The following is a 20,775-nucleotide window of genomic DNA, read 5'->3' as shown; positions in this document are numbered from 1 at the left end:
GGGCTGTTGGTATTGCTGCTGCAGCCGCCTTTTCAGCGGGCTGCACGACAGTCTACGGGGATGTGCAGAGCGCAGGGAGCGCCAGCGCGCCTGCTGTTACGGACACGCAGCCCGGTGTCGCTCGTCCGGAAATCTGGCCCGCCTACACCTATCCCGTCCCGACCAACCCGCAACATGAAGCCCGCATCGCGGGTTTGCTTGCCCGCATGACGCTGCCCGAAAAGATCGGGCAACTGGTGCAGGCGGACCTGTGCTGCGTTACGCCCAGTGATGTCCGCACCTACAATCTCGGTTCGATTTTGGTCGGCGGGAACAGCGGCCCCTACGGCGACGATCTCGCCCCCGCGCCCGAGTGGCTGCGGGCCGCGGACGAATTCTACGACGCTTCGATCGACACGTCGGACGGCGGCGCTGGCATCCCGGTGGTGTGGGGCACCGACGCGGTGCATGGCCATTCGAACATCATCGGGGCGACGATCTTCCCGCACAATATCGGTCTCGGCGCGATGCGTGATCCGGGCCTGATCGAGAAGATCGGCGCGGTGACCGCGAAGGAAATTCGCGTCACCGGCCAGGAATGGACCTTCGCCCCGACGGTCGCGGTGCCTCAGGACTTTCGCTGGGGCCGCGCCTACGAAGGCTATTCCTCCGATCCTCTCCTCGTCGCCTCCTATGTCGGCGCGATGGTACGCGGACTGCAAGGCCCGCCCGACAACGACAACCTGCTCGCCGGCCCTTACGTCATCGCTTCGACCAAGCACTTTCTCGCCGATGGCGGCACCGACAACGGCGTCGACCAGGGCGACAGCTCAATCAGCGAAGAGGAGCTGCGCGACATTCACGGCGCACCCTACGGCCCGGCCATCGCCGAGGGTGTGGCGACAGTCATGGCGAGCTTTTCCAGCTGGCAGGGCGTCAAGATGACCGGCAACCATTCGCTGCTGACGGGCGTACTCAAGGAGCGGATGGATTTCGGCGGCTTCGTCGTGTCGGACTGGAATGCGCACGGGCAGGTCGCCGGCTGCACCAACGAAAGCTGCCCGAAGGCGCTCGAAGCCGGGATCGACATGTACATGGCCCCGGATACATGGCGCGCGGTGTATGACGATCTGCTCGCGCGCGCGCAGGCGGGCGAGATCCCGATCGAACGGATCGACGATGCGGTCGCCAGCATCCTCAGGGTCAAACTGCGGCTCGGCCTGTTTGAGGCGGGCAAGCCTTCCACGCGGCCTTTCGCGGGCGAATACGAGCTGCTCGGATCGCCAGAGCACCGCGCCCTGGCCCGCGAGTCCGTTCGCAAGTCGCTGGTTCTGCTCAAGAACCAGGGCGTTCTCCCGCTCGCACCGGGTGGCCGGTTGCTGGTCGCTGGCGAAGGCGCCGATGACATTGCGCGCCAATCCGGTGGGTGGACCATCACCTGGCAGGGCACCGGCATCGACAACAGCCATTTCCCAGGCGCAACCTCGGTCTTCGGCGGGCTCAAGCAGGCGGTCGAGGCAGCCGGCGGCAGCGCCACGCTTTCGCCCGACGGCTCCTATTCCCGGAAGCCCGACGCTGCGGTCGTCGTTTTCGGCGAGAAACCCTATGCCGAATTCCAGGGCGACCGTGCGCTGCTCGCACTCGATCAGGACCTCACCGGGCCGTATGCGACAATGCGTAAGCTTCGGGCCGAAGGCATTCCCGTGGTTGCGCTGATGATTACGGGAAGGCCGCTCTACGTGAACCCGGCGCTCAATTCCGCCGACGCCTTCGTCGTCGCCTGGTTGCCGGGCAGCGAAGCCGGCGGGATCGCCGACGTGCTGGTGGGAGACAAGGACGGTGAGCCGCGCTTCGACTTTTCCGGCAAGCTGCCCGCCGCATGGCCGCGCACCGCGAGCATGGATGACGGTGTGTTGTTCGATTATGGCTTCGGCCTCAGCTACGCGAGCCCCGCTGCCGGCTGGGCTGCTCTGGCTGAGATCGACATGAACGAGGGCGCTGGCGACAGCCGGCTGTGGTTCAGTGCAGGCGCTCCCGCTGCGCGCTGGTCGCTGTTGGTCGGGGGCGAAGGTTCGGCCGAACAGACCCGCATCACCACCGTTCCCGCCGAAGCGCTGAACGGTCGGATCCGCGTAAGTGCCGAGAACTTCCTCGTGCAGGAAGGCGCGCGGCGTTTCGCCGTGTCGGACGGCGAGGCGAAGATCAGCCTGCGCAACTTCGAACCGGTAGATATCGATCGCGAGACCAACGCCGACATCCTGTTGCTGGTGACGGCCCGCGTTTGGGATGCACCCGACAGCGCGGAGCTCGGCGTGATCGGGCCAGCCAGTCGCGGATTCACCGCGTTCGCGCTGCCCCAAAGCGAAGGCTTCGTGCGCTATGGCATTCCGCTCAAGTGCCTGCGCTCGAAAGGCGCGGACGTGACCGAGCTGACCGAGCCGTTTGTCCTGTCGACGACCGGAAGCACAGATTTCGCGATCGGCGAAGTGCGGCTCGGCACCGATGCGGAGGTGGTCCTGCCCTGCGAGTGATCCCATGAACCAGGTCGAGGAAATCGCGCCAGTCGATGCGCCGACATTCGAGCGAGACGTGCGTCCGCAGTTCCGCCCGGTCGTCATGCGCGGGGTCGCGGGCGGCTGGCCGGTCGTTCATGCGGGGAAGGTATCCGCCGAGGCTGCGCTGGAACACATCGCGGGCTTCGATACGGGCCGGCCGACCGACGTCATGATCGCGCCGCAAACGGAGCGCGGGCGGTTCTTCTATTCGGACGACATGCGCGGATTCAATTTTCGGCGCGAAAGCCTGACGCTGGGCAATCTGGCGGCGCACCTGCGCGAGATTGCGGAGCAGCCCGATCCGATCGGAATCTATGCCGGGGCGACAGCCATCGCCTCGCACCTGCCCGGTTTCGACAAGGCCAATCGGCTGCCGCTGATCGACGACATGGGGGCGGTCTCGCGGATCTGGATCGGCAATGCGACGCAGGTCGCCACACACTTCGACCTGTCCGACAACATCGCGGTGGTGGCGACCGGAAAGCGGCGGTTCACCCTGTTCCCGCCCGAGGCGGTTGCCGATCTTTACGTCGGTCCGCTCAACGTCACGCTCGCCGGCCAGCCGGTAAGCATGGTCGATCCGCTCGCGCCCGATCACGACCGATTTCCGCGTTACGCGAATGCCGAAAGGCGCAAGCTGGTCGTCGATCTTGAGCCGGGCGATGCGATCTACATCCCGACGCTGTGGTGGCACCATGTCGCCGCGAGCGATCCGATCAACGTGCTAGTCAATTACTGGCACAACGATGCCGAACGCGGCGGCGGGTTCCTCGCGCTGGTGCATGCGATGCTGGCGATCCGCGACCAGCCACCCGCTCAGCGCGAGGCGTGGCGCGCGTGGTTCGATCACATGGTATTCGGAAGCGACGCGCCGGACGCCGCCGCACATCTTCCCCAACACGCCCAGGGTGTGAACGGGCCGCCCTCGCCCGCGCGCGACGATCAGATCCGCCGCTTCATCCTTCAGGTCTTGTCCTCATGATTGCCGCAGGAGCCACGACATGCTGACCAAACCATCTCTCGCAGCGCTCGCGCTGTCGGTTGCGCTCGCCGTGCCCTACTCCGCAGTCGCCCAGCCATCTGGCGATGCTCCGCAGGCGCTGCCGGTCGGAACCTGCGTCAATATGGGCAACTCGCTCGAACCGCCAACGGAAAACGGCTGGGGCGGCGAGCCGATCGCGGCGGAGGACTTTGCGCGGATCAAAGCGGCCGGGTTCGACACGATCCGCCTTCCGGTGCGGTGGCACGCAAGGAGCCGGTCCGAGGCGCCCTACACCGTCGATCCCGAATGGATGACCCGGGTCAGGCAGATCGTCGACTGGGCGCTCGATGCCGATCTCAACGTTATCCTCAACAGCCATCATTTCGACCCGATCCATGTGGATCCTGCGGGAACCGCGCAGTGGCACGGCGGCGTGTGGCGGCAGATCGCCGTGCAGTTCGCCGATTACCCTGAAGACCGGCTGTGGTTCGAGCTCGAAAACGAACCGCACATGAATTTCAACCATTCCAACTTGCTGGAAACGCTCGATCCAGCGCTGAAAGCGGTGCGCGCGACCAACCCGACCCGCCCGGTGATCTATGGCGGCGAGAACTGGAGCGGGATCGATTCGCTCGCGACCCTGCCGCTGCCCGACGATCCCAACATCTATCCGACGTTCCATTATTACGAGCCGTTCGACTACACCCATCAGGGTGCCAGCTGGGTCGCGCCGCTGGTGCTCGAACCCGGCCGCAGATACGGAACCCAGGCCGACAAGGAGCGGCTGGCGGCCGATGTCGCCAAGGTAAAGGCCTATATTGCACGCACCGGGAAACTGCCCTTCATGGGTGAGACCGGGGCCTACGACCTGCACAGCCCGACCCAGGAGCGTGCAACCTATCATCGCGCGGTACGCGAAGCCTTCGCGCCGCTGGGGTCGGCATCTGCACCTGGGGCTATGCCAACACCTTCCCGTTCTGGGATCGCGAAACGGGTAGCTGGCTGCCCGGCATGCTGGAGGCGATGGGGCTTGAAGGCGGCGAGGCCGAAGCGTCGGAATGACCGCCAACCTGACCGATTTTCTTCCTGACGACTACGCGTCCGGACAGTTCCTCGGCCGGGCGCTCTCGCCCGACGGGCCGTGCGTGATCGGCATTCGCGGCGGCGAACTGTTCGATCTGACTGGCGATGTGGCCAGCGTTTCCGGCGCGATCGCGCGGGGCCTGGTCGATGGCGGGGAAACGCTCGGCCCGGTCGCGGACGGCCTGCCAGACGGCTGGACCCTGCTCAGCCCGATCGACCTGCAATGCATCAAGGCGAGCGGCGTGACCTTCGCGCTTTCGGCGATCGAGCGGGTGATCGAGGAGCGCGCGCGCGGCGACGCCGGGCAGGCACGCGCGATCCGCGCCCAGCTCGAAGATGCGGTCGGTGCCGGGATCCGCTCGGTCGTGCCCGGCAGCGATCGGGCCGCGCAGCTCAAGGCCGCGCTGATCGAACAGGGGATGTGGTCGCAATATCTCGAAGTAGCGATCGGCCCCGATGCGGAAATCTTCTCGAAATCCCCCGTGCTGTCCTCGGTCGGAGCGGGTGCGCAAATCGGCATCCGGTCGGATTCGAGCTGGAACAATCCGGAACCCGAAGTGGTACTGGTGTGCACGCCGGACGGCGAAGTCGTCGGCGCGACGCTCGGCAACGATGTCAATCTGCGCGACTTCGAAGGGCGTTCGGCGCTGCTGCTGTCCAAGGCGAAAGACAACAATGCCAGTTGCGCCATAGGCCCCTTCATCCGCCTGTTCGGAGACACGTTCGGGATCGACGACGTGCGCTCGGCGGTGGTCGAACTCTTGATCGAAGGCCCGGAAGGTTACCGGCTCGAAGGCACCAACGAAATGTCGCAGATCAGCCGCGATCCGCTCGATCTGGTCGCGCAATGCCTGTCGGAACACCATTATCCCGATGGCTTCGTGCTGTTCTGCGGGACATTGTTCGCACCGACACAGGATCGCGACGAGCCCGGGGCCGGCTTCACGCACAAGGTCGGCGATCGCGTAACGATCCGGTCGCAACGGATCGGGACGTTGACCAACACCGTTACAACTTCGAAAGACGCGCCCAGCTGGAAAATGGGGATCGGCGGGTTCGTCCGAAACCTGACGGAGCGCGGGCTGGCCGACAGGATTTGAGCGGCAGGTTTCGCGCAGGGGGAGAACCGAATTGAATTCGAATGCTGCAATCTATCCGAGTCTCGTCGGCAAGCGCGTAATCGTGAGCGGCGGCGGCTCGGGCATCGGCGCGGGCATTGTCGAAGGTTTCGCCCGGCAGGGCGCCAAGGTCGCATTCGTCGATATCGCCGATGAGGCCAGCCATGCCCTTTGCGAAGAGCTGGCCGATTGCGAAACCCCGCCGATCTATCGCAAGTGCGACATCACCGATGCCGCAGGATATCAGGCCTGCCTGAAGGACCTGATCGGCATGCTTGGCGGCTGCGACGTGCTGGTTAACAACGCCGCCAACGATGATCGCCACCGGATCGACGAGGTCACGCCGGAATACTGGGATCGGCGCATGGCGATCAATCTCAAGCACAAGTTTTTCGCGGCGCAGGCCGTCGTCCCGGCGATGCGCGAAGCGGGCGGCGGCAGCATCGTCAATCTCGGCTCGATCAGCTGGCATCTGGGACTGGCCGATCTCGCCGTCTACCAGACCGCCAAGGCGGCGGTCGAGGGTCTGACCCGGAGCCTCGCGCGCGAGTTGGGCCGCGAAAATATCCGCGTCAACGCGATCCTGCCGGGCAATGTCCAGACCCCGCGCCAGCAGCAGTGGTACACTCCCGAAGGCGAGGCCGAGATCGTGGCGGCCCAATGCCTCGACGGTCGCATCCAACCCGGCGACGTGGCAGCCGTGGCGCTGTTTCTCGCGTCCGACGATGCGCGGTTCTGCACGGCGCACAACTTCTGGATCGATGGAGGCTGGCGATGAGTCCCGCGGTCGATGTCGCGGTCGCGGCCAGGGCGAAGCTGGGTGAAGGGATCGTGTGGGATTCGCGCCGTCAGGTGGCCTGGTTCGTCGATATCAAGCAGAACCGGTTGTGGCACTACGATCCGGAAACCGGCTCGAACGCCTTTGCGGTGGCACCGCAACCCATCGGCTGGGCGCTCCCCTCGCAGACCGGACCATTGCTGTGCGGTCTGAAGGACGGGCTCTACCTTTACGATCCCGAAGCCCAGAGCTTCGCGAAACTGGCCTCCGTTCCGGGCGAGCCTGCGACCAACCGCCTCAACGACGCCTGCACCGATCCGTGGGGCCGGGTTTGGTTCGGATCGATGGACGACGCCGAAACCGACGCATCGGGGCGGTTCTATGTCTTCGACCGGGGAGAAATCAGACCCGCCGGCCCGGCCGGAATTGCGATCACCAACGGACCTGCCGCAAACGCGCAGGGCGACAGGATCTACTTCACCGATACGCTGTCCAAGCGCATCATGGTCGCCCCGCTCACGCGCGAAGGCGCCGGCGAAGCGCAGCCTTTCGCGAACACCGCCGAACATTTTCCCGATGCCTTTCCCGATGGGCCGGTTGTCGATGCCGAGGATCACGTCTGGACCGGGCTCTATCTCGGCAGCCACGTGGCGCGCTATTCGCCCGACGGCGCATTGGTCGACCGGATCGAAATGCCCGCGCGCGACATCACCAAGATGGGTTTCGGCGGCGCGGACTTGCGCACCGCCTTCGTAACCACCGCGACCAAGAACATGGGCGGCGCCGACATGGAGCGTCATCCGATGGCGGGAAGCCTGTTTGCGTTCGCGGCGCCGGTCGCGGGGTTCGCCCAGGCCCCGGTCGTACTGGGCTGAACTGCCGCCTTAGTGATTGTGTCGCGGCGGCTTGCGGCTGGTCCCGCGGTATTTGAGCGCGAAGTCCATCACCCCACCCTCGCCAAGCTGGCCGGTCTTTTCGCGGAACAGTTCTTCCCAAGGGGTCTGGCTCGGCGGCGGTTCGGGCGCGGGCTCCTCGGCCAGGCGGCGCGCGATCTCGGCATCCTCGACCAGCGCGTTGCAATTGCCGCGGTTGAGGTCGATGCGGATCGTATCGCCGGTGCGCAGCCAGGCCAGCCCGCCACCCCTGGCGCTCTCTGGCGAGGCATTGAGAATGGACGGACTGTCGCTCGTCCCCGATTGCCGTCCGTCGCCCATGGTCGGAAGCCATTGCATGCCCTGCCGGATCAGCGCGTCGGGCGGCTGCATGTTGACCACTTCGGCGCTGCCCGGCCAACCGACGATGCCCGAACCACGTATGACGAGGATCGAATCCGCGTCGATAGCGAGCTCGGGATCGTTGATGCGGTGGTGATAATCATCCGATCCGTCGAACACGACCGCGCGCGCTTCGAACACGCCCTCGCTGCCGGGTCGTCTGAGATAGCGTTCGCGGAATTCCTGCGAAATCACCGAGGTCTTGAGGATCGCAAAGTCGAACAGATTGCCCGAGAGGACGAGGAACCCGGCCTTGGTCATTAGCGGTTCGGCGAACGGGCGGATCATTTCGCGGTCGCGACTCTCCCGCCCCTCGATCTCCTCGCCGATGGTGCGCCCGGTGCAGGCCATCGCCCCGCCGTGAAGCACCCCGGCCTCGTGCAGCTCCCACAGGACCGCAGGAACGCCCCCGGCGCGATGGAACCGTTCGCCGAGATACGCCCCTGCGGGCTGCATGTTGACCAGCAGCGGCAGGTCGTAGCCATGGGTCTGCCACAGCTCCGGCTCCAGCCTTATGCCCGCATGCGCCGCCATCGCCTGCACATGCGGCTGCGCGTTCGACGAGCCGCCAATCGCGCTGACCGTTGCGATCGCATTGAGGAAGGAATCGCGTGTGAGGATGTCCGACGGCTTCAGGTCTTCCCGAACCATGCCGACAATCCGCTGACCGGTGCGATAGGCCATCTGCCCGCGCTCGCGATAGGGCGCGGGAATCGCCGCGCAGCCGGGCAGGCTCATGCCCAGCGCCTCGGCCACCGCGTTCATGGTCGAGGCGGTGCCCATCGAGTTGCAGTGCCCGGCCGAAGGCGCGCTCGAGGTTGCGCGGTCGAGGAATTCCTCCTCGTCGATCTCGCCCGCCGCCAGCTTGCGCCGGCTGCGCCAGATCACCGTCCCGCTGCCGACCAGCTCGCCTTCGTGCCAGCCATCGAGCATCGGTCCGCCGCTGAGGACGATCGCCGGTATATCGACCGTGCTTGCGGCCATGATCTGGCTCGGCGTCGTCTTGTCGCAGCCAGTCGTCAGAACCACCCCGTCGATCGGGTAGCCGTTGAGCAGCTCGACCAGCCCCAGGTAGAGCAGGTTGCGGTCCAGCGCGGCGGTGGGCCTGCGGCAATTTTCGAAGATCGGATGGACGGGAAACTCGATTGGAATCCCCCCGGCATCGCGGATTCCGTCGCGCACGCGTTTGGCGAGTTCGAGGTGAATCCGGTTACACGGACTGAGGTCGCTGCCCGACTGCGCGATGCCGATGATCGGCTTACCGCTGCGCAATTCTTCCGGCGTGATCCCGTAATTCATGAACCGCTCGAGATAGAGCGCGGTCATGTCCATGCGTTCGGCGTTGTCGAACCAGTCGCGCGAACGCAGTCGGCGTGGACCTCCTTTCGTCATTCGCCCGGATCGTCGGTACGATGCGAGCCGACGAGGCTCGGCGCAGCATCTGAGCTGCGACGGATCAGTTCGTAGGGCATCATGACATGTTCCATGCTCGGCTTCTCGCCCGATTTCATCGTCCGGGTCTGCGAGGCGATCATTTCGACCGCCTTGGCCGTCATTTCCCGGATCGGCTGGCGGATGGTGGTCAGTTCGGGCCACACCGAGCTCGCCAGATCGGTGTCGTCGAACCCGCACACGGTGATGTCGCTCGGCACGTCGAGGTGGCGGCGATGCGCCACCGCGATGGTGGCGGCCGCCATGTCGTCATTGGAAGCGAAGATCGCCGTCGGGCGCTTCGGCTCCGACAGCAGTTTTTCGGATGCAACCATGCCCGATCGGTAGGTAAACTGCCCTTGCGCGATCAGTGTCTCGTCGAGCGGCAGGCCGGCCTTTTCCATCGCCGCCCTGAAGCCCGCCAAGCGCCTGCCGCTGGCGACCTGTTCGGGGTTGCCGATGATGAAGCCGATCCGCTCGTGCCCGAGGCGGATGATGTGCTTCGTCATGTCGAATGCGGCCTGATACTCGTCGATCATCACCGCACCGTGCGATCCGCTGGCCTTGCCCGGCCCGACTGCGATCGCGACCCCGCCCTTGGCGATGATCAGATCGAGCACGCTCTGGTCGTCGCACAGCGGCGGCGGCAGGATGAAACCGGTGGTCCCGCCCGCCTGCATCTTCTCGATCACGAGCGCATTGTCGGGCGCGTTGTCGCAGCTTTGTACTTCGAGGTGGATGTCGCGATGAGTCGCTTCCTCCAGCGCGCCCATCAGGAATTCGGCGAGATACGAGGAGGACGGATTGTCGAACAGCAGACCGATCCGCAGCTGCGACCCGCCTGCAAGCGAGCGTGCGGCACGATTGGGCGCATAGTTGAGCTTGCGGATCGCGGCTTCGACCTGTTCGCGGGTGTCCTCGCGAACATTGCCCTCACCGTTGATGACCCGGCTGACCGTCATCGGCGAGCAGCGGGCCTCGCGCGCGACATCGGCGATAGTCGGCGCGACAGTGCTGCGGCGCGAGCTGCGCTTGCGGGCAGGCTTGCCGGCGGATCGGTGAGTGCTCATGTTGTCGCCCTACCTGCATCACCGGCAATCGAGCAAGAGGTGCGGCAGCCTGCGGCGCGAGATTGGAAATGCGATATTGACAAGCCTTCCCCCCTGCATCATGGTAGCGCTACCATAAATGATGTGGCGGTCAAGCCGGATCGGGTTGGAGGGGATTTGATGAGCATCTTGAAGCGCGGCCTGCTGTCGGCCGGAATTGCCCTTGCCGCACTGTCGGTCCACCATGCCGTCCCGGCGATCGCGCAAGACACAAGGATCGAAATCTCGGCGGAAAAGCCGATGGCCGATGCGCCCTACTGGGACGCATCGTTGCCGGTCGAAGCACGCGTTGCCGATCTGCTGGCGCGCATGACGATCGAGGAAAAGCTGGCCCAGATGATCAGCATCTGGACCGACAAGGCTGCGATCCAGGATGACGACAATTTCTTCGACCCGGCCAAGGCTTCGGCGAGATATCCACACGGGCTCGGCTTCTTCACCCGGCCCTCCGACCTGCTCGGCCCGGGCAGTCCGCGCCAGAACACCCCGCGCTCGATCGAGCAGAGCATCGCCTATGTGAACGCCCTCCAGAAATGGGCGCGCGAGCAATCGCGGCTCGGCATTCCGATCCTCACGCACGAGGAATCGCTTCACGGCCTTGCTGCGCTTAACGCCACCAGCTTCCCGCAGGCGATCGGGCTGGCCTCAACCTGGAACCCGGATCTGGTGCGCGAGGTCAACGATCACATCGCCGGCGAAGTGCGCGCGCGCGGCGTGCACCAGGTGCTTTCACCCGTGGTCGACGTGGCGCGCGATCCGCGCTGGGGGCGGATCGAGGAGACATTCGGCGAAGACCCGTTTCTGGTCGGCGAAATGGGTGTCGCAGCGGTCGAGGGCCTGCAAGGCGTGGGGACCGATCCCAAGCTCAAGGACGGTCAGGTGCTCGCCACACTCAAGCACATGACCGGGCATGGTCAGCCGGAAAGCGGGACCAATATCGGACCGGCCCAGATTTCCGAACGCACCCTGCGCGAGGCGTTCTTCCCGCCGTTCAAGGAGGTGGTGGACCGCACCGCGATCGACGCCGTGATGGCGAGCTACAACGAGATCGACGGCATTCCGAGCCATTCGAGCACCTGGTTGCTGGGTGACATCCTGCGCGACGAATGGGGCTACAAGGGCACGGTCGTATCCGACTATTTCGCCATCGAAGAGATGGTCTCGCGCCACAAGATCGCAGCCGAAATTCCCGAAGCGGCCGTGCTGGCGATGCGCGCCGGGGTCGATATCGATTTCCCCGATGGGGCTTCCTACAAGTTCCTCGAAGGGTTGCTTGCCGAAGGCAAGATTACCGAGGCGCAGATCGACACCGCCGTCGAACGAATCCTGACGATGAAGTTCAATGCGGGTCTGTTCGAACAGCCCTTCGTCACCGACATGGGGCCCGCGCTCGCGTCCAACACGGAAGCGGGCGTTGCGCTGGCGCGCAAGGCGGCGGAACAATCGCTGATCCTGCTCAAGAACGACGGCGTTCTGCCGCTCTCGCTGCCCGAAGCGAGGGGCGAAAGGCCGACCATCGCGGTGATCGGCCCCAATGCCGACGTCGCGCGTCTGGGTGGCTATTACGGTATCCCGAGGAACACGGTCAGCCCGCTCGAGGGGATCCGCAGACTTGTCGGCAATCGAGCAGACATAATCCATGCCCCAGGCGTGACAATCACGCTCGATGACGATTGGTGGGAAGACAAGGTCGAGCTTGCCGATCCCGCCGACAACCGGCGCATGATTGCGCAGGCGGTGGATGCGGCCCGTGATGCCGACACGATCGTCCTGTTCATCGGCGACACAGAACAGACGAGCCGCGAAGGCTGGGCCGAAAATCACCTCGGCGACCGCACCAGCCTCGATCTGGTGGGCGAGCAGAACGAACTGTTCCGCGCGCTCAAGGCGCTGGGCAAGCCGATCGTGACCGTCCTGATCAATGGCCGCCCGCCCAGCTATCTGACGGTGGCCGAGCAATCCGACGCGATCCTCGAAGCGTGGTATGCCGGGGAACAGCAGGGCAATGCGATCGCCGATGCGCTGTTCGGCCGGATCAATCCGGGCGGCAAGCTTCCCGTCACGGTCGCACGCAATGCCGGGCAGTTGCCGTTCTTCTACAACCACAAGCCGAGCGCGCGCCGCGGTTACCTGTTCGACGATGCCGCGCCGCTCTATCCGTTCGGTTTCGGCCTGTCCTATTCCGAGTTCGAATTTTTCAGCCCCTCGCTGTCCTCGGCATCGATCAGGCCGGGCGAAGGCGTCACCGTGCGGGTCCCGGTGACCAACACAAGCGCTGTCGCAGGTGACGAAGTGGTGCAGGTCTACCTGCGCGATATCGTCAGTTCGGTGACGCGGCCGGTCAAGGAGCTGGTCGGGTTCAAACGCGTGACCCTGCAGCCGGGCGAGAACCGGATTGTCGACATCGCGATCCGGCCCGATGCCTTTGCCTTGTGGAACCGCGAGATGAAGCGCGTGGTGGAGCCCGGTGAATTCATGCTCATGGTCGGCCCCAACTCGCGCGACGTCGAAGCCGTCAACATCACCGTCGCGGAATGAGGGACTGGCAAGCCAGCAGGCGGGGCGTCCTCGCCGGAATGGGTGGCCTGTCGCTGACCGCCTGCGCCGGAGCGCCCGCTGTCTTGCCTGTGGGCGGCCCCGTTGCGGGCGGGAACACGAGCCTCGATGCGATTGCGCGCCGGGGCGGAAGGCGGTTCGGCACCGCCGTCGCCTGGAACGAGGCGGGCACGGGAATGTCGCTCAGCAACCCGGACTACGCCGCGCTGGTCAGGTCCGAATGCGGCATTATCGTGCCCGAGAACGAGATGAAGTGGCAGGCGCTGCGCCCCTCGCCCGATGCCTACGACTTCTCGGCGATGGACGAGATTGCGCGCTGGGCCCTCGCGCATGCGATGGAGCTGCGGGCGCACGTGCTGTTGTGGCACCGGCCCGAGTGGTTTCCCGACTGGCTCAATAGCTACGATTTCGGTGCCAATCCGGTGCGCGAGGCAGAGCGCCTGCTGGTCGATCACATCGCCACGGTCACCGCCCGCTACGGCGACCAGATCGCCAGCTGGGACGTCGTCAACGAAGCGATCGACCACCAGCGCCGCGCGCCAATCGAAACCAGCCTGAGCCGCGCCATGGGCAACCCCGAAGCGGTGATCGATCTCGCTTTCCACGCCGCGCGCGAGCGGCTGCCCGATGCGCAGCTGGTCTACAACGATTACATGAGCTGGGAACCGGCCCATGCCGGGCATTGCGCAGATGTTCTGCGCCTGCTCGAAGGGATGAAGAAGCGCGGCGTGCCGTGCGATGCTTTAGGCATCCAGTCGCATATCGAGATATTCGAAATCGACCCCGCCACGGGGGTCGGACCGTATGACGAAGCAGGTTGGCGCCGCTTCCTCGATGACGTGACCGGCATGGGCTACCGGTTGCTGATCACCGAGTTCGACGTCAAGGACGCGGCGCTGCCGGGCGATATCGCTTTGCGCGACGCCAAGGTGGCCGATTACACGCGGCGCTACTTCGATCTGATGCTCGAATACGACGATCACCTCGACGACATTCTGGCCTGGGGCATGGTCGATGCCTCCAACTGGCTGCAATATTTCGAGCCGGCGGCAAGGCCGGATGGGCTCGAAGTGCGCGGCACCCCATACGACAGCAAATACCGCACGAAGCCGATGCGCGACGCAATCGCTGCGGCCTTGCAGGCGTAGCTTCTGCAACCTTGCCGGGCCGCGCACGCCGCTCCATCCAGATCCAAAAAAAGGGGCCGCCGCATCATTGCGATGCGACGGCCCTCAGTTTTTCCCGAGGTTTGGGAGAGAGTTAGAAATTGCCCCTGACGATGAAGGAGAAACGGCGGTCGTTCATGAAGAACGAGCGCGGGGCGAGCAGGTCCGGATCCCCGGTAAAGGCCTGCGTGGTTTCGGTGACCTCATTGGTGAGGTTCACCCCTTGCACGCCGACCCTGACATTATCCGTCAGGTTGAAGAAGATCGACGCATCGAGCTGACCCGTGGGCTCGTTGAAGATCGAGTAGAACGGGAAGATCACGTCCGAAGCGGTCAGCAGGAAGCGCGAGCGCCAGTTGTAGGCGGCGCGCATCGAGATCGGACCCTTTTCGTAGAACACAGTCGCGTTGACGTTGTGCTTCGAAAGCTGTTCGAGGGGGAGGTTCCCCGGCGCAATCGTTGAGGGCGACTCCACCGTGTTGTTGGCGAGATTGCCCCCATTCAGGAACGTGTTCGGCAGGCCTTCGCTGTCGATATAGGTGTAGTTCGCAGCTATCCCGAGACCATCGAACGGTGCCGGCAGGAAGTCGTAGGTCTGCTGATACGCGAGCTCGAAGCCCTTGATCTTGCCCTTCTCGTCGAAATTGTCCGGCCCGCGGGTCAGGATATCGACCGACTGATCGCCGAACGTGAAATTCTCCACCCGCACACGCTGGAAGAAGAAGTCGCTGACCGACTTGTAGAAGCCGTTGAGCGTAATCGATCCGACGGGTGCGAAGTACCATTCGAGGCTGGCGTCGAACTGCCACGCGGTTGCCGGCTTGATGCCAGGATTGCCCGCCTGCGCGAACAGTGCCCCGCTGTTGGTATCGATGCTGACGTTCAGGAAGTTCCTGAGGAAGGCGTTGTCGGGCCGGGTGAGCACCCGCGATGCCGCCAGCCTGAAGATCACGTCCTCGCCGATGCCGAACTTGAGGTTCGCGCTGGGCAACAGGAAGTCGTAGGTGGTCTTTGAGGGGACATTGATGTCTGGTTGAATCGCAAGCTCACGCAGGTTGTTGTAGGCATCTTCGCCCAGCGCACAAACTCCGCCAGGGCTTACCAACTGACCAGTGGGTGTCTGAACCGGGTCGCCACAGCGTTCGTCAAAGGGGTTTTGCACACCAAGATTTTGGCGTCCGCCAAGGCTATAGATACCCGGTGAACTGATCGTCGTGCTGACATATCTCAGGCCGATATTGCCGCCCAGACGAACGTCGCCGAAGATCGGTTCGTATTGGTCGCCGAAGGACAGCATGCCGTAGATGGCGTAGTCGTCCTGCCGGATGCGCTGAATGTCGGAGGGCAGATATGGAGTGCCGTCAATCGCCCCGCTACGCTGCGCGAGCGGGACCCATCCCGCACTGCCGCCCTGGTTCTGCCATTCCTGGTTCACGCCGAGCCCGAAGGCCTGGAACCCTTCGTAGTCTCCGGTGAGATCGCCGGCATAGTAGAATGCGCCGACCGGACCCGGTGCCTGACCCCGGAAGAAATCCGGGAAATCGTAGAAGGTCTGCTGGTCGGTGCCGAATTCGTCGAACGAAACCGGCGTGCCAGACCACACTTCGCTGAGCACACCCCAGTTGTAGGTGGTGTAGCGCACCGTCTGATCGGCCCCCGAATAGCGCGCACCGACCTTGGCATAACGCAGGAAGCTGTCGTCCGGGAAATCGTACTGCATGTCCGCGCGGAACGCGAACTGATCGCCCTGGCTGTCCTCGATGTGATCCATCGCCGCACGCCAGAATTGCGAGCGCGGATCCATGAAGTATTCCGCATCGCTCTGTCCCGCGAGTTCGGCGTTGTCGCCTGCCCAGCTGTAGGACAGGAAATTCGGCTTGTGCGGGATCACCATCGGCAGGTTGCCCGTCAGGTCAAGCTCCTGGTCCGCAAAGGTCGAACCGAACAGGCTGACGTCGAGGTTCTCCTTGCGCGACTCCGCATATTGCGCGTCGAGATCGATCGTCAGGCGATCGGTCAGCTGGTGCGAAAGATGCAGGCTGTAATCGGTGTTGGTGGTTTCCTCGTCGACCTGACGACGGGCGATCTGCTGCTGCATCCCGCCGGCCGGCACGAAGCCACCGGCGGCATCGTTGCCGCGCCAGCCATCGCTCGGCCGGGTAATATAGCCCGATTGGAACAGGTTGTTGCTGTCGTAAATGTAGTCCTGGAAGCCGCCGACCGGGCATTCGCCGCGAGTGGTCGGATCGCCGTCCATGAAACCGCCGCGACCATCGGGAACACGTTCGGCGGGGCCGTTGGAGTTCTGATTGCAGCCGAGCGGATAGGTGTTGTATTCCGAACTGTCCGGCTGCGTTTCGAACGTGTACTCGCCCCATTCATTGGTGCTGTGCGAGCGGATGAATTCGGCCGTGAGGCGCGTGCGCTCATCGTTCGATTCCCATTGTGCGGAAACCGCGATCCCATCGCGCTTGCGATCGAATTCCTGTGTGCGGAACTGGCCGCCGATCGGGGCATAGCGCACATCGGCGTAATCGGCGAAACCATCCGCCCCGGGGCCTTGCGCGGTGCCGCACACCGACCCGCCCGGTGGCAAGGTGCGGCTGTCGGCCGTGCCAGGCAGCGGATTGCGGCAGACCTGTGCGCCGCCGGCAAACGCCTTTTCGGCGAGCACGTTGTCACGGGTCTGGAAGTTGGTGATCTGAAGACCGTCCGCACGGCTCTTGATCCGCGAATACGATCCGCTGATCAACAGTCCGAACCGGCCCGAATCGGTATCCCAGGTGTTGCTGATCAACCCGGAAACCGTCGGGGTCCACTCCTCGCGGAAATCGCCGTAGTTCGCTTCCCCGCTGAAAGCGATCTTGAGGCCGTTGTTGTCGAACGGCTTGCGGGTGTTGAGGTTCACCGTACCGGCGAGACCGCCTTCGATCAGGTCGGCGGTGGCATTCTTGCTGATGACCACCGAGCCGAGCAGTTCGGACGGGACGTCGGCGAAGTTCAGCGCCTGCCCACCGACACCGGCTACGAACGCGGTGCGGCCGTTGAATTCCGAACGGACGAAGTTGAGACCGCGAATGACGACCCCGGAACCTTCGACCGAGAAGTGGTCGGGATCGTTCGATCCGGCAAAGCGGTTGATCGCGACGCCCGGAACACGCTGGAGCGCTTCGGTCACCGAGCGATCGGGAAGTGCGCCAATGTCCTCAGCCGTAATGACGTCGACCACGGTGTCGGCGTTGCGCTTGATGTTCTGCGCGCTTTCGAGAGACTGGCGAATACCGCGGACGACGATCTCGGGACTACCGGACGCGACCTCTTCCTGGTCGTCTCCCTCGTCGGCCGACGTGTCCTGCGCATGCGCAACCTGCGCTGCGAGAAGGCCACCCAGCGCAAGAGCCGACGCACTCGCCTTCAGGGCAATTCGATAAACATTTTCATCGCGAGCCTTACGCCCGATTGAAAAAGCCGTTGCTTGACGCACAGCTCCCCTCCCCATGTTAGCGCTACCAATTTCGAACGCAGCGCTTTCTCTTTCCCAGACCGCTGCATATCGGCGATACAGGGCCTTGGCAAGAGATCGCTGGGAAGTTTATCCTTAAGGTGTTGCAGCTTTGCCTATGGGAGGGGCGAGGAATGGCCGAGAGCCGAGATACCGCTACCACCGGGCGCTTGAAAAAAGTGGTGATTGTCGGCGGGGGGACGGCAGGCTGGATGGCCGCCGCCGCGCTGTCGCGATACTTCGACGATGGCCGCAGGACGATCACGCTGATCGAATCGGACGCGATCGGCACGGTCGGCGTGGGCGAAGCGACGATCCCGCCGATCCGCAATTTCAACGCGATGCTCGATATCCCCGAAAACGAATTCCTGCGCGCCACGCGCGGGACCTTCAAGCTGGGAATCGAATTCGTGAACTGGGGCAGGAAGGGCGATCGCTATTTCCACCCGTTCGGCAATTACGGGCAGGACCTGCACGGCATCGCCTTCCACCAACTCTACCTGCGCGAATGCGCTCGCAGTGGCGCAGCGCAGGCGGGAAGAATCGCGGAATATTCGATGAGCTCGGTCGCGGCGGCGATGGGTCGATTCGGCCGGCCTGCGCCTGGCGCGAAGTCGGCGGTTGCGCAGATCGGCTATGCGTTTCATTTCGATGCCAGCCTGTATGCGGCCTTCCTGCGCACCATGGCGGAGCGGCAGCGCACTCAGCGCCGCGAAGGCCGGATCGTCGAGGTCGAGCGCGACGGCGAATGCGGCGATGTTACTGCCGTGCGTCTGGAAAACGGCGATCGGATCGAAGGCGAGTTGTTCATCGACTGCTCGGGTTTCAGGGGGCTGCTGATCGAGGATACACTCGAAACCGGCTACGAGGACTGGAGCCATTGGCTGCCGATGGATCGCGCGATCGCGGTCCCCACCGCGAATCGCGGGGCCCCCGATCCGTTCACCCGCGCCACCGCGCACAGCGCCGGATGGCAGTGGCGCATCCCGCTCCAGCACCGCACCGGCAACGGCCACGTCTTTTCGAGCCAGTACATGGACGAAGACGAGGCGCGCGACATCCTGCTGCGCCATGTCGAGGGTGAGCCACTGACCGAGCCGCGCACGCTGCGCTTCCTCACCGGAATGCGCAAACAGGCGTGGAGCCACAATGTCGTCTCGCTCGGGCTGTCCTCGGGCTTTATCGAACCGCTCGAATCGACCAGCATCCATCTTATCCAGAACGGCATCGCGCGGCTGTTCGCGCTGTTTCCGGATGGCCCCGACTGCGGGCTCGAGCGCGACGAGTACAATCGCGGGATGCGCGAAACCTATGAGGACGTCCGCGACTTCATCATCCTCCATTACAAGGCAACGCAGCGCGACGATTCGCCGTTCTGGCGCTATGTCCGCGACATGGAGATACCCGACAGCCTCGCGCACAAGATCGAACTGTGGCGCAGCCGGGGTCGAATCTTCCGCGAGAATGCCGAGCTGTTCACCATGCCGAGCTGGGTAGCGGTGATGCTGGGACAGAACATCTGGCCGGAGCGCCACGAAGCGATTGCCGACACGCTCGATGAAGCTAAGGTCGCGCAGGCGATGGCCCAGATGCGCGCAGCCTATCGCGCCGCCGCCGACCAAATGCCGACGCAGGAGCAATTCCTGAAGCAGGCGGGAGCATGGCACGAGGGGGTCGAACCCGGCCTGGCGGCGGCGCAATGAGCGGCGAACCGATCCGCAAGATCGTCATCGTCGGCGGCGGAACCGCCGGGTGGATGGCGGCGGCGGCGTTATCGAAGATCATGGGCGACTTTCCCGGCCTTTCGATCACGCTGGTCGAAAGCGAGGCGATCGGCACGGTCGGAGTCGGCGAGGCAACGATCCCGCAGATCCAGGCCTTCAACGCGCTCCTCGGCCTCGACGAGAGCGAGTTCGTGCGCGAGACCCACGCGACCTACAAGCTCGGGATCGAGTTCGTCGACTGGTGGCGCGAAGGCCATGCCTACGTCCACCCGTTCGGCACCTACGGCCTCGACATGCTCGGGATCGAATTCCACCACTATTGGCTGCGCGGGCTTGGGCTGGGAGACGAGACGCCGCTCGATGCCTATTCGATTTCGGCGATGGCGGGGAAAGCGGGCAAGTTCCTGTGGCCGCGGCGCGACCAGCCCAATTCGCCGCTGTCGAAGCTGGGCTATGCCTTCCAGTTCGATGCCGGTCGCTACGCCCGCTACCTGCGCGGCCGCGCCGAACGGCAGGGCGTCACCCGAATCGAGGGCAAGGTCGTCGAGGTGATGCAGGATGCCGAGACCGGGTTCGTCACTGCGGTAAGGCTGGAGAGCGGCACCGAAGTGGAGGGCGAGCTGTTCATCGACTGCTCGGGCTTTCGCTCCCTACTGCTCGGCCAGACGCTGGGCGTGGCATTCACCGACTGGTCGAAATGGCTGCCCTGCGACCGCGCGGTGGCAATCCCGTGCGAACTGGGCGGCGATCATGAGCCTCTGACCCGTTCGACCGCGCGCCCGGCCGGCTGGCAGTGGCGCATTCCGTTGCAGCATCGGATCGGCAACGGTCATGTCTATTCCTCGGCTCACATGGAGCAGGCGGAGGCCGAGGACCTGCTGCTCGCCAATCTCGACGGCGCACCGCTGGCGCAACCCAACCATCTGCGTTTCCTCGCCGGGCACCGCGAGCGGGCATGGGAAAAGAACGTCGTCGCACTGGGCCTCGCCGGGGGATTTCTCGAACCGCTTGAATCGACCGCGATCCACCTCGTGCAATCGGGCATCGCACGGCTGATGACGCTGTTTCCGACCCGCGATTTCGGCGCGCAGGAAATCGCGCGCTACAACCGCGAGAATGAACAGGAATATATCGATATCCGCGACTTCCTGGTGCTGCATTACACCGCGACCGAGCGCTCCGGCAGCGAGTTCTGGGATTATTGCCGCAATCTGGGTTTGCCCGACAGCCTCGCCGAAAAGATCGCCATGTTCGAAAGTTCGGGCCGGGTGATCCGCGAGCACAACGAGCTGTTCACCGAGACGAGCTGGCTGTCGGTGATGGTGGGCCAGGGCGTAAAGGCGGGCGGGCATCACCCGCTAGCCGGGCTGCTCGACGAGGCCGAAACGCGCAAGCGGCTGGCGCATATCCGCGACGTCGTGACCAGCACGGTTTCGCAGATGCCGACACAGGACCAGTTCCTTGTGCAGAATGGCAGCGCGATCCCGGTCGATCGGCGCGCGGTCGCCTAGCCCCGGC

General features: G+C 64.4%; 13 protein-coding genes. 10 read left to right on the top strand and 3 right to left on the bottom strand.

The genetic code is table 11. From position 1 onward, the window contains the following. Positions 1 to 62: 62 nt before the first annotated feature. The 6 genes from KDC96_RS00685 to KDC96_RS00660 are packed head-to-tail and all read left to right on the top strand — an operon-like array spanning position 63 to position 7,370. Positions 63 to 2,510, top strand: coding sequence for a glycoside hydrolase family 3 protein (locus KDC96_RS00685; RefSeq protein ID WP_249171855.1), 2,448 nt, complete (start codon positions 63 to 65; stop codon positions 2,508 to 2,510). 4 nt (positions 2,511 to 2,514) lie between these two features. Continuing rightward, a complete protein-coding gene (locus KDC96_RS00680; RefSeq protein WP_212449834.1) occupies positions 2,515 to 3,516 on the top strand; it encodes a cupin-like domain-containing protein in 1,002 nt (333 codons plus the stop codon). 19 nt (positions 3,517 to 3,535) lie between these two features. Continuing rightward, a complete protein-coding gene (locus KDC96_RS00675) occupies positions 3,536 to 4,606 on the top strand; it encodes a glycoside hydrolase family 5 protein (RefSeq protein ID WP_249171854.1) in 1,071 nt (356 codons plus the stop codon). Further along, positions 4,575 to 5,699, top strand: a complete 1,125-nt coding sequence (locus KDC96_RS00670; RefSeq protein ID WP_212449833.1) for a fumarylacetoacetate hydrolase family protein — start codon at positions 4,575 to 4,577, stop codon at positions 5,697 to 5,699. The genes KDC96_RS00675 and KDC96_RS00670 overlap by 32 nt, the downstream gene beginning before the upstream one ends. A 31-nt stretch (positions 5,700 to 5,730) precedes the next feature. After that, a complete protein-coding gene (locus tag KDC96_RS00665) occupies positions 5,731 to 6,495 on the top strand; it encodes an SDR family NAD(P)-dependent oxidoreductase (protein WP_212449831.1) in 765 nt (254 codons plus the stop codon). Then, complete coding sequence (locus KDC96_RS00660) at positions 6,492 to 7,370, top strand: SMP-30/gluconolactonase/LRE family protein (RefSeq protein WP_249171853.1); 879 nt, start codon at positions 6,492 to 6,494, stop codon at positions 7,368 to 7,370. The genes KDC96_RS00665 and KDC96_RS00660 overlap by 4 nt, the downstream gene beginning before the upstream one ends. Positions 7,371 to 7,379: 9 nt before the next feature. Here the strand turns inward: KDC96_RS00660 and KDC96_RS00655 are convergent, their stop codons facing one another. Further along, positions 7,380 to 9,161, bottom strand: coding sequence for an IlvD/Edd family dehydratase (locus KDC96_RS00655; protein WP_212449829.1), 1,782 nt, complete (start codon positions 9,159 to 9,161; stop codon positions 7,380 to 7,382). Continuing rightward, a complete protein-coding gene (locus KDC96_RS00650; protein WP_212449827.1) occupies positions 9,158 to 10,270 on the bottom strand; it encodes a LacI family DNA-binding transcriptional regulator in 1,113 nt (370 codons plus the stop codon). Before KDC96_RS00650 ends, KDC96_RS00655 begins: the two co-directional genes overlap by 4 nt. Before the next feature lie 159 nt (positions 10,271 to 10,429). On the opposite strand from KDC96_RS00650, the gene KDC96_RS00645 reads away from it, so the two are divergent. Further along, complete coding sequence (locus KDC96_RS00645; protein ID WP_212449825.1) at positions 10,430 to 12,847, top strand: glycoside hydrolase family 3 N-terminal domain-containing protein; 2,418 nt, start codon at positions 10,430 to 10,432, stop codon at positions 12,845 to 12,847. Continuing rightward, the gene (locus tag KDC96_RS00640; protein WP_212449824.1) at positions 12,844 to 14,013 is read left to right on the top strand and encodes an endo-1,4-beta-xylanase; all 1,170 of its coding nucleotides are present in this window, start codon (positions 12,844 to 12,846) and stop codon (positions 14,011 to 14,013) included. Before KDC96_RS00645 ends, KDC96_RS00640 begins: the two co-directional genes overlap by 4 nt. 112 nt (positions 14,014 to 14,125) lie before the next feature. On the opposite strand, the gene KDC96_RS00635 is transcribed toward KDC96_RS00640, so the two are convergent. Further along, positions 14,126 to 17,515, bottom strand: coding sequence for a TonB-dependent receptor (locus KDC96_RS00635; RefSeq protein ID WP_249171852.1), 3,390 nt, complete (start codon positions 17,513 to 17,515; stop codon positions 14,126 to 14,128). Positions 17,516 to 17,667: 152 nt separating this feature from the next. Here KDC96_RS00635 and KDC96_RS00630 point away from each other — a divergent pair, with 152 nt between their 5' ends. Continuing rightward, positions 17,668 to 19,236, top strand: coding sequence for a tryptophan halogenase family protein (locus KDC96_RS00630; RefSeq protein ID WP_212449822.1), 1,569 nt, complete (start codon positions 17,668 to 17,670; stop codon positions 19,234 to 19,236). Then, positions 19,233 to 20,768: a tryptophan halogenase family protein gene (locus KDC96_RS00625; RefSeq protein WP_212449821.1), complete on the top strand. Its 1,536-nt coding sequence runs from the start codon at positions 19,233 to 19,235 to the stop codon at positions 20,766 to 20,768. The genes KDC96_RS00630 and KDC96_RS00625 overlap by 4 nt, the downstream gene beginning before the upstream one ends. Positions 20,769 to 20,775 lie beyond the last annotated feature (7 nt).

Source organism: Erythrobacter sp. JK5, assembly GCF_018205975.1.
Classification (GTDB): domain Bacteria; phylum Pseudomonadota; class Alphaproteobacteria; order Sphingomonadales; family Sphingomonadaceae; genus Erythrobacter.
Note: the sequence above shows the minus strand (reverse complement) of the source record. Positions and strands in the feature narration are given on the sequence as shown.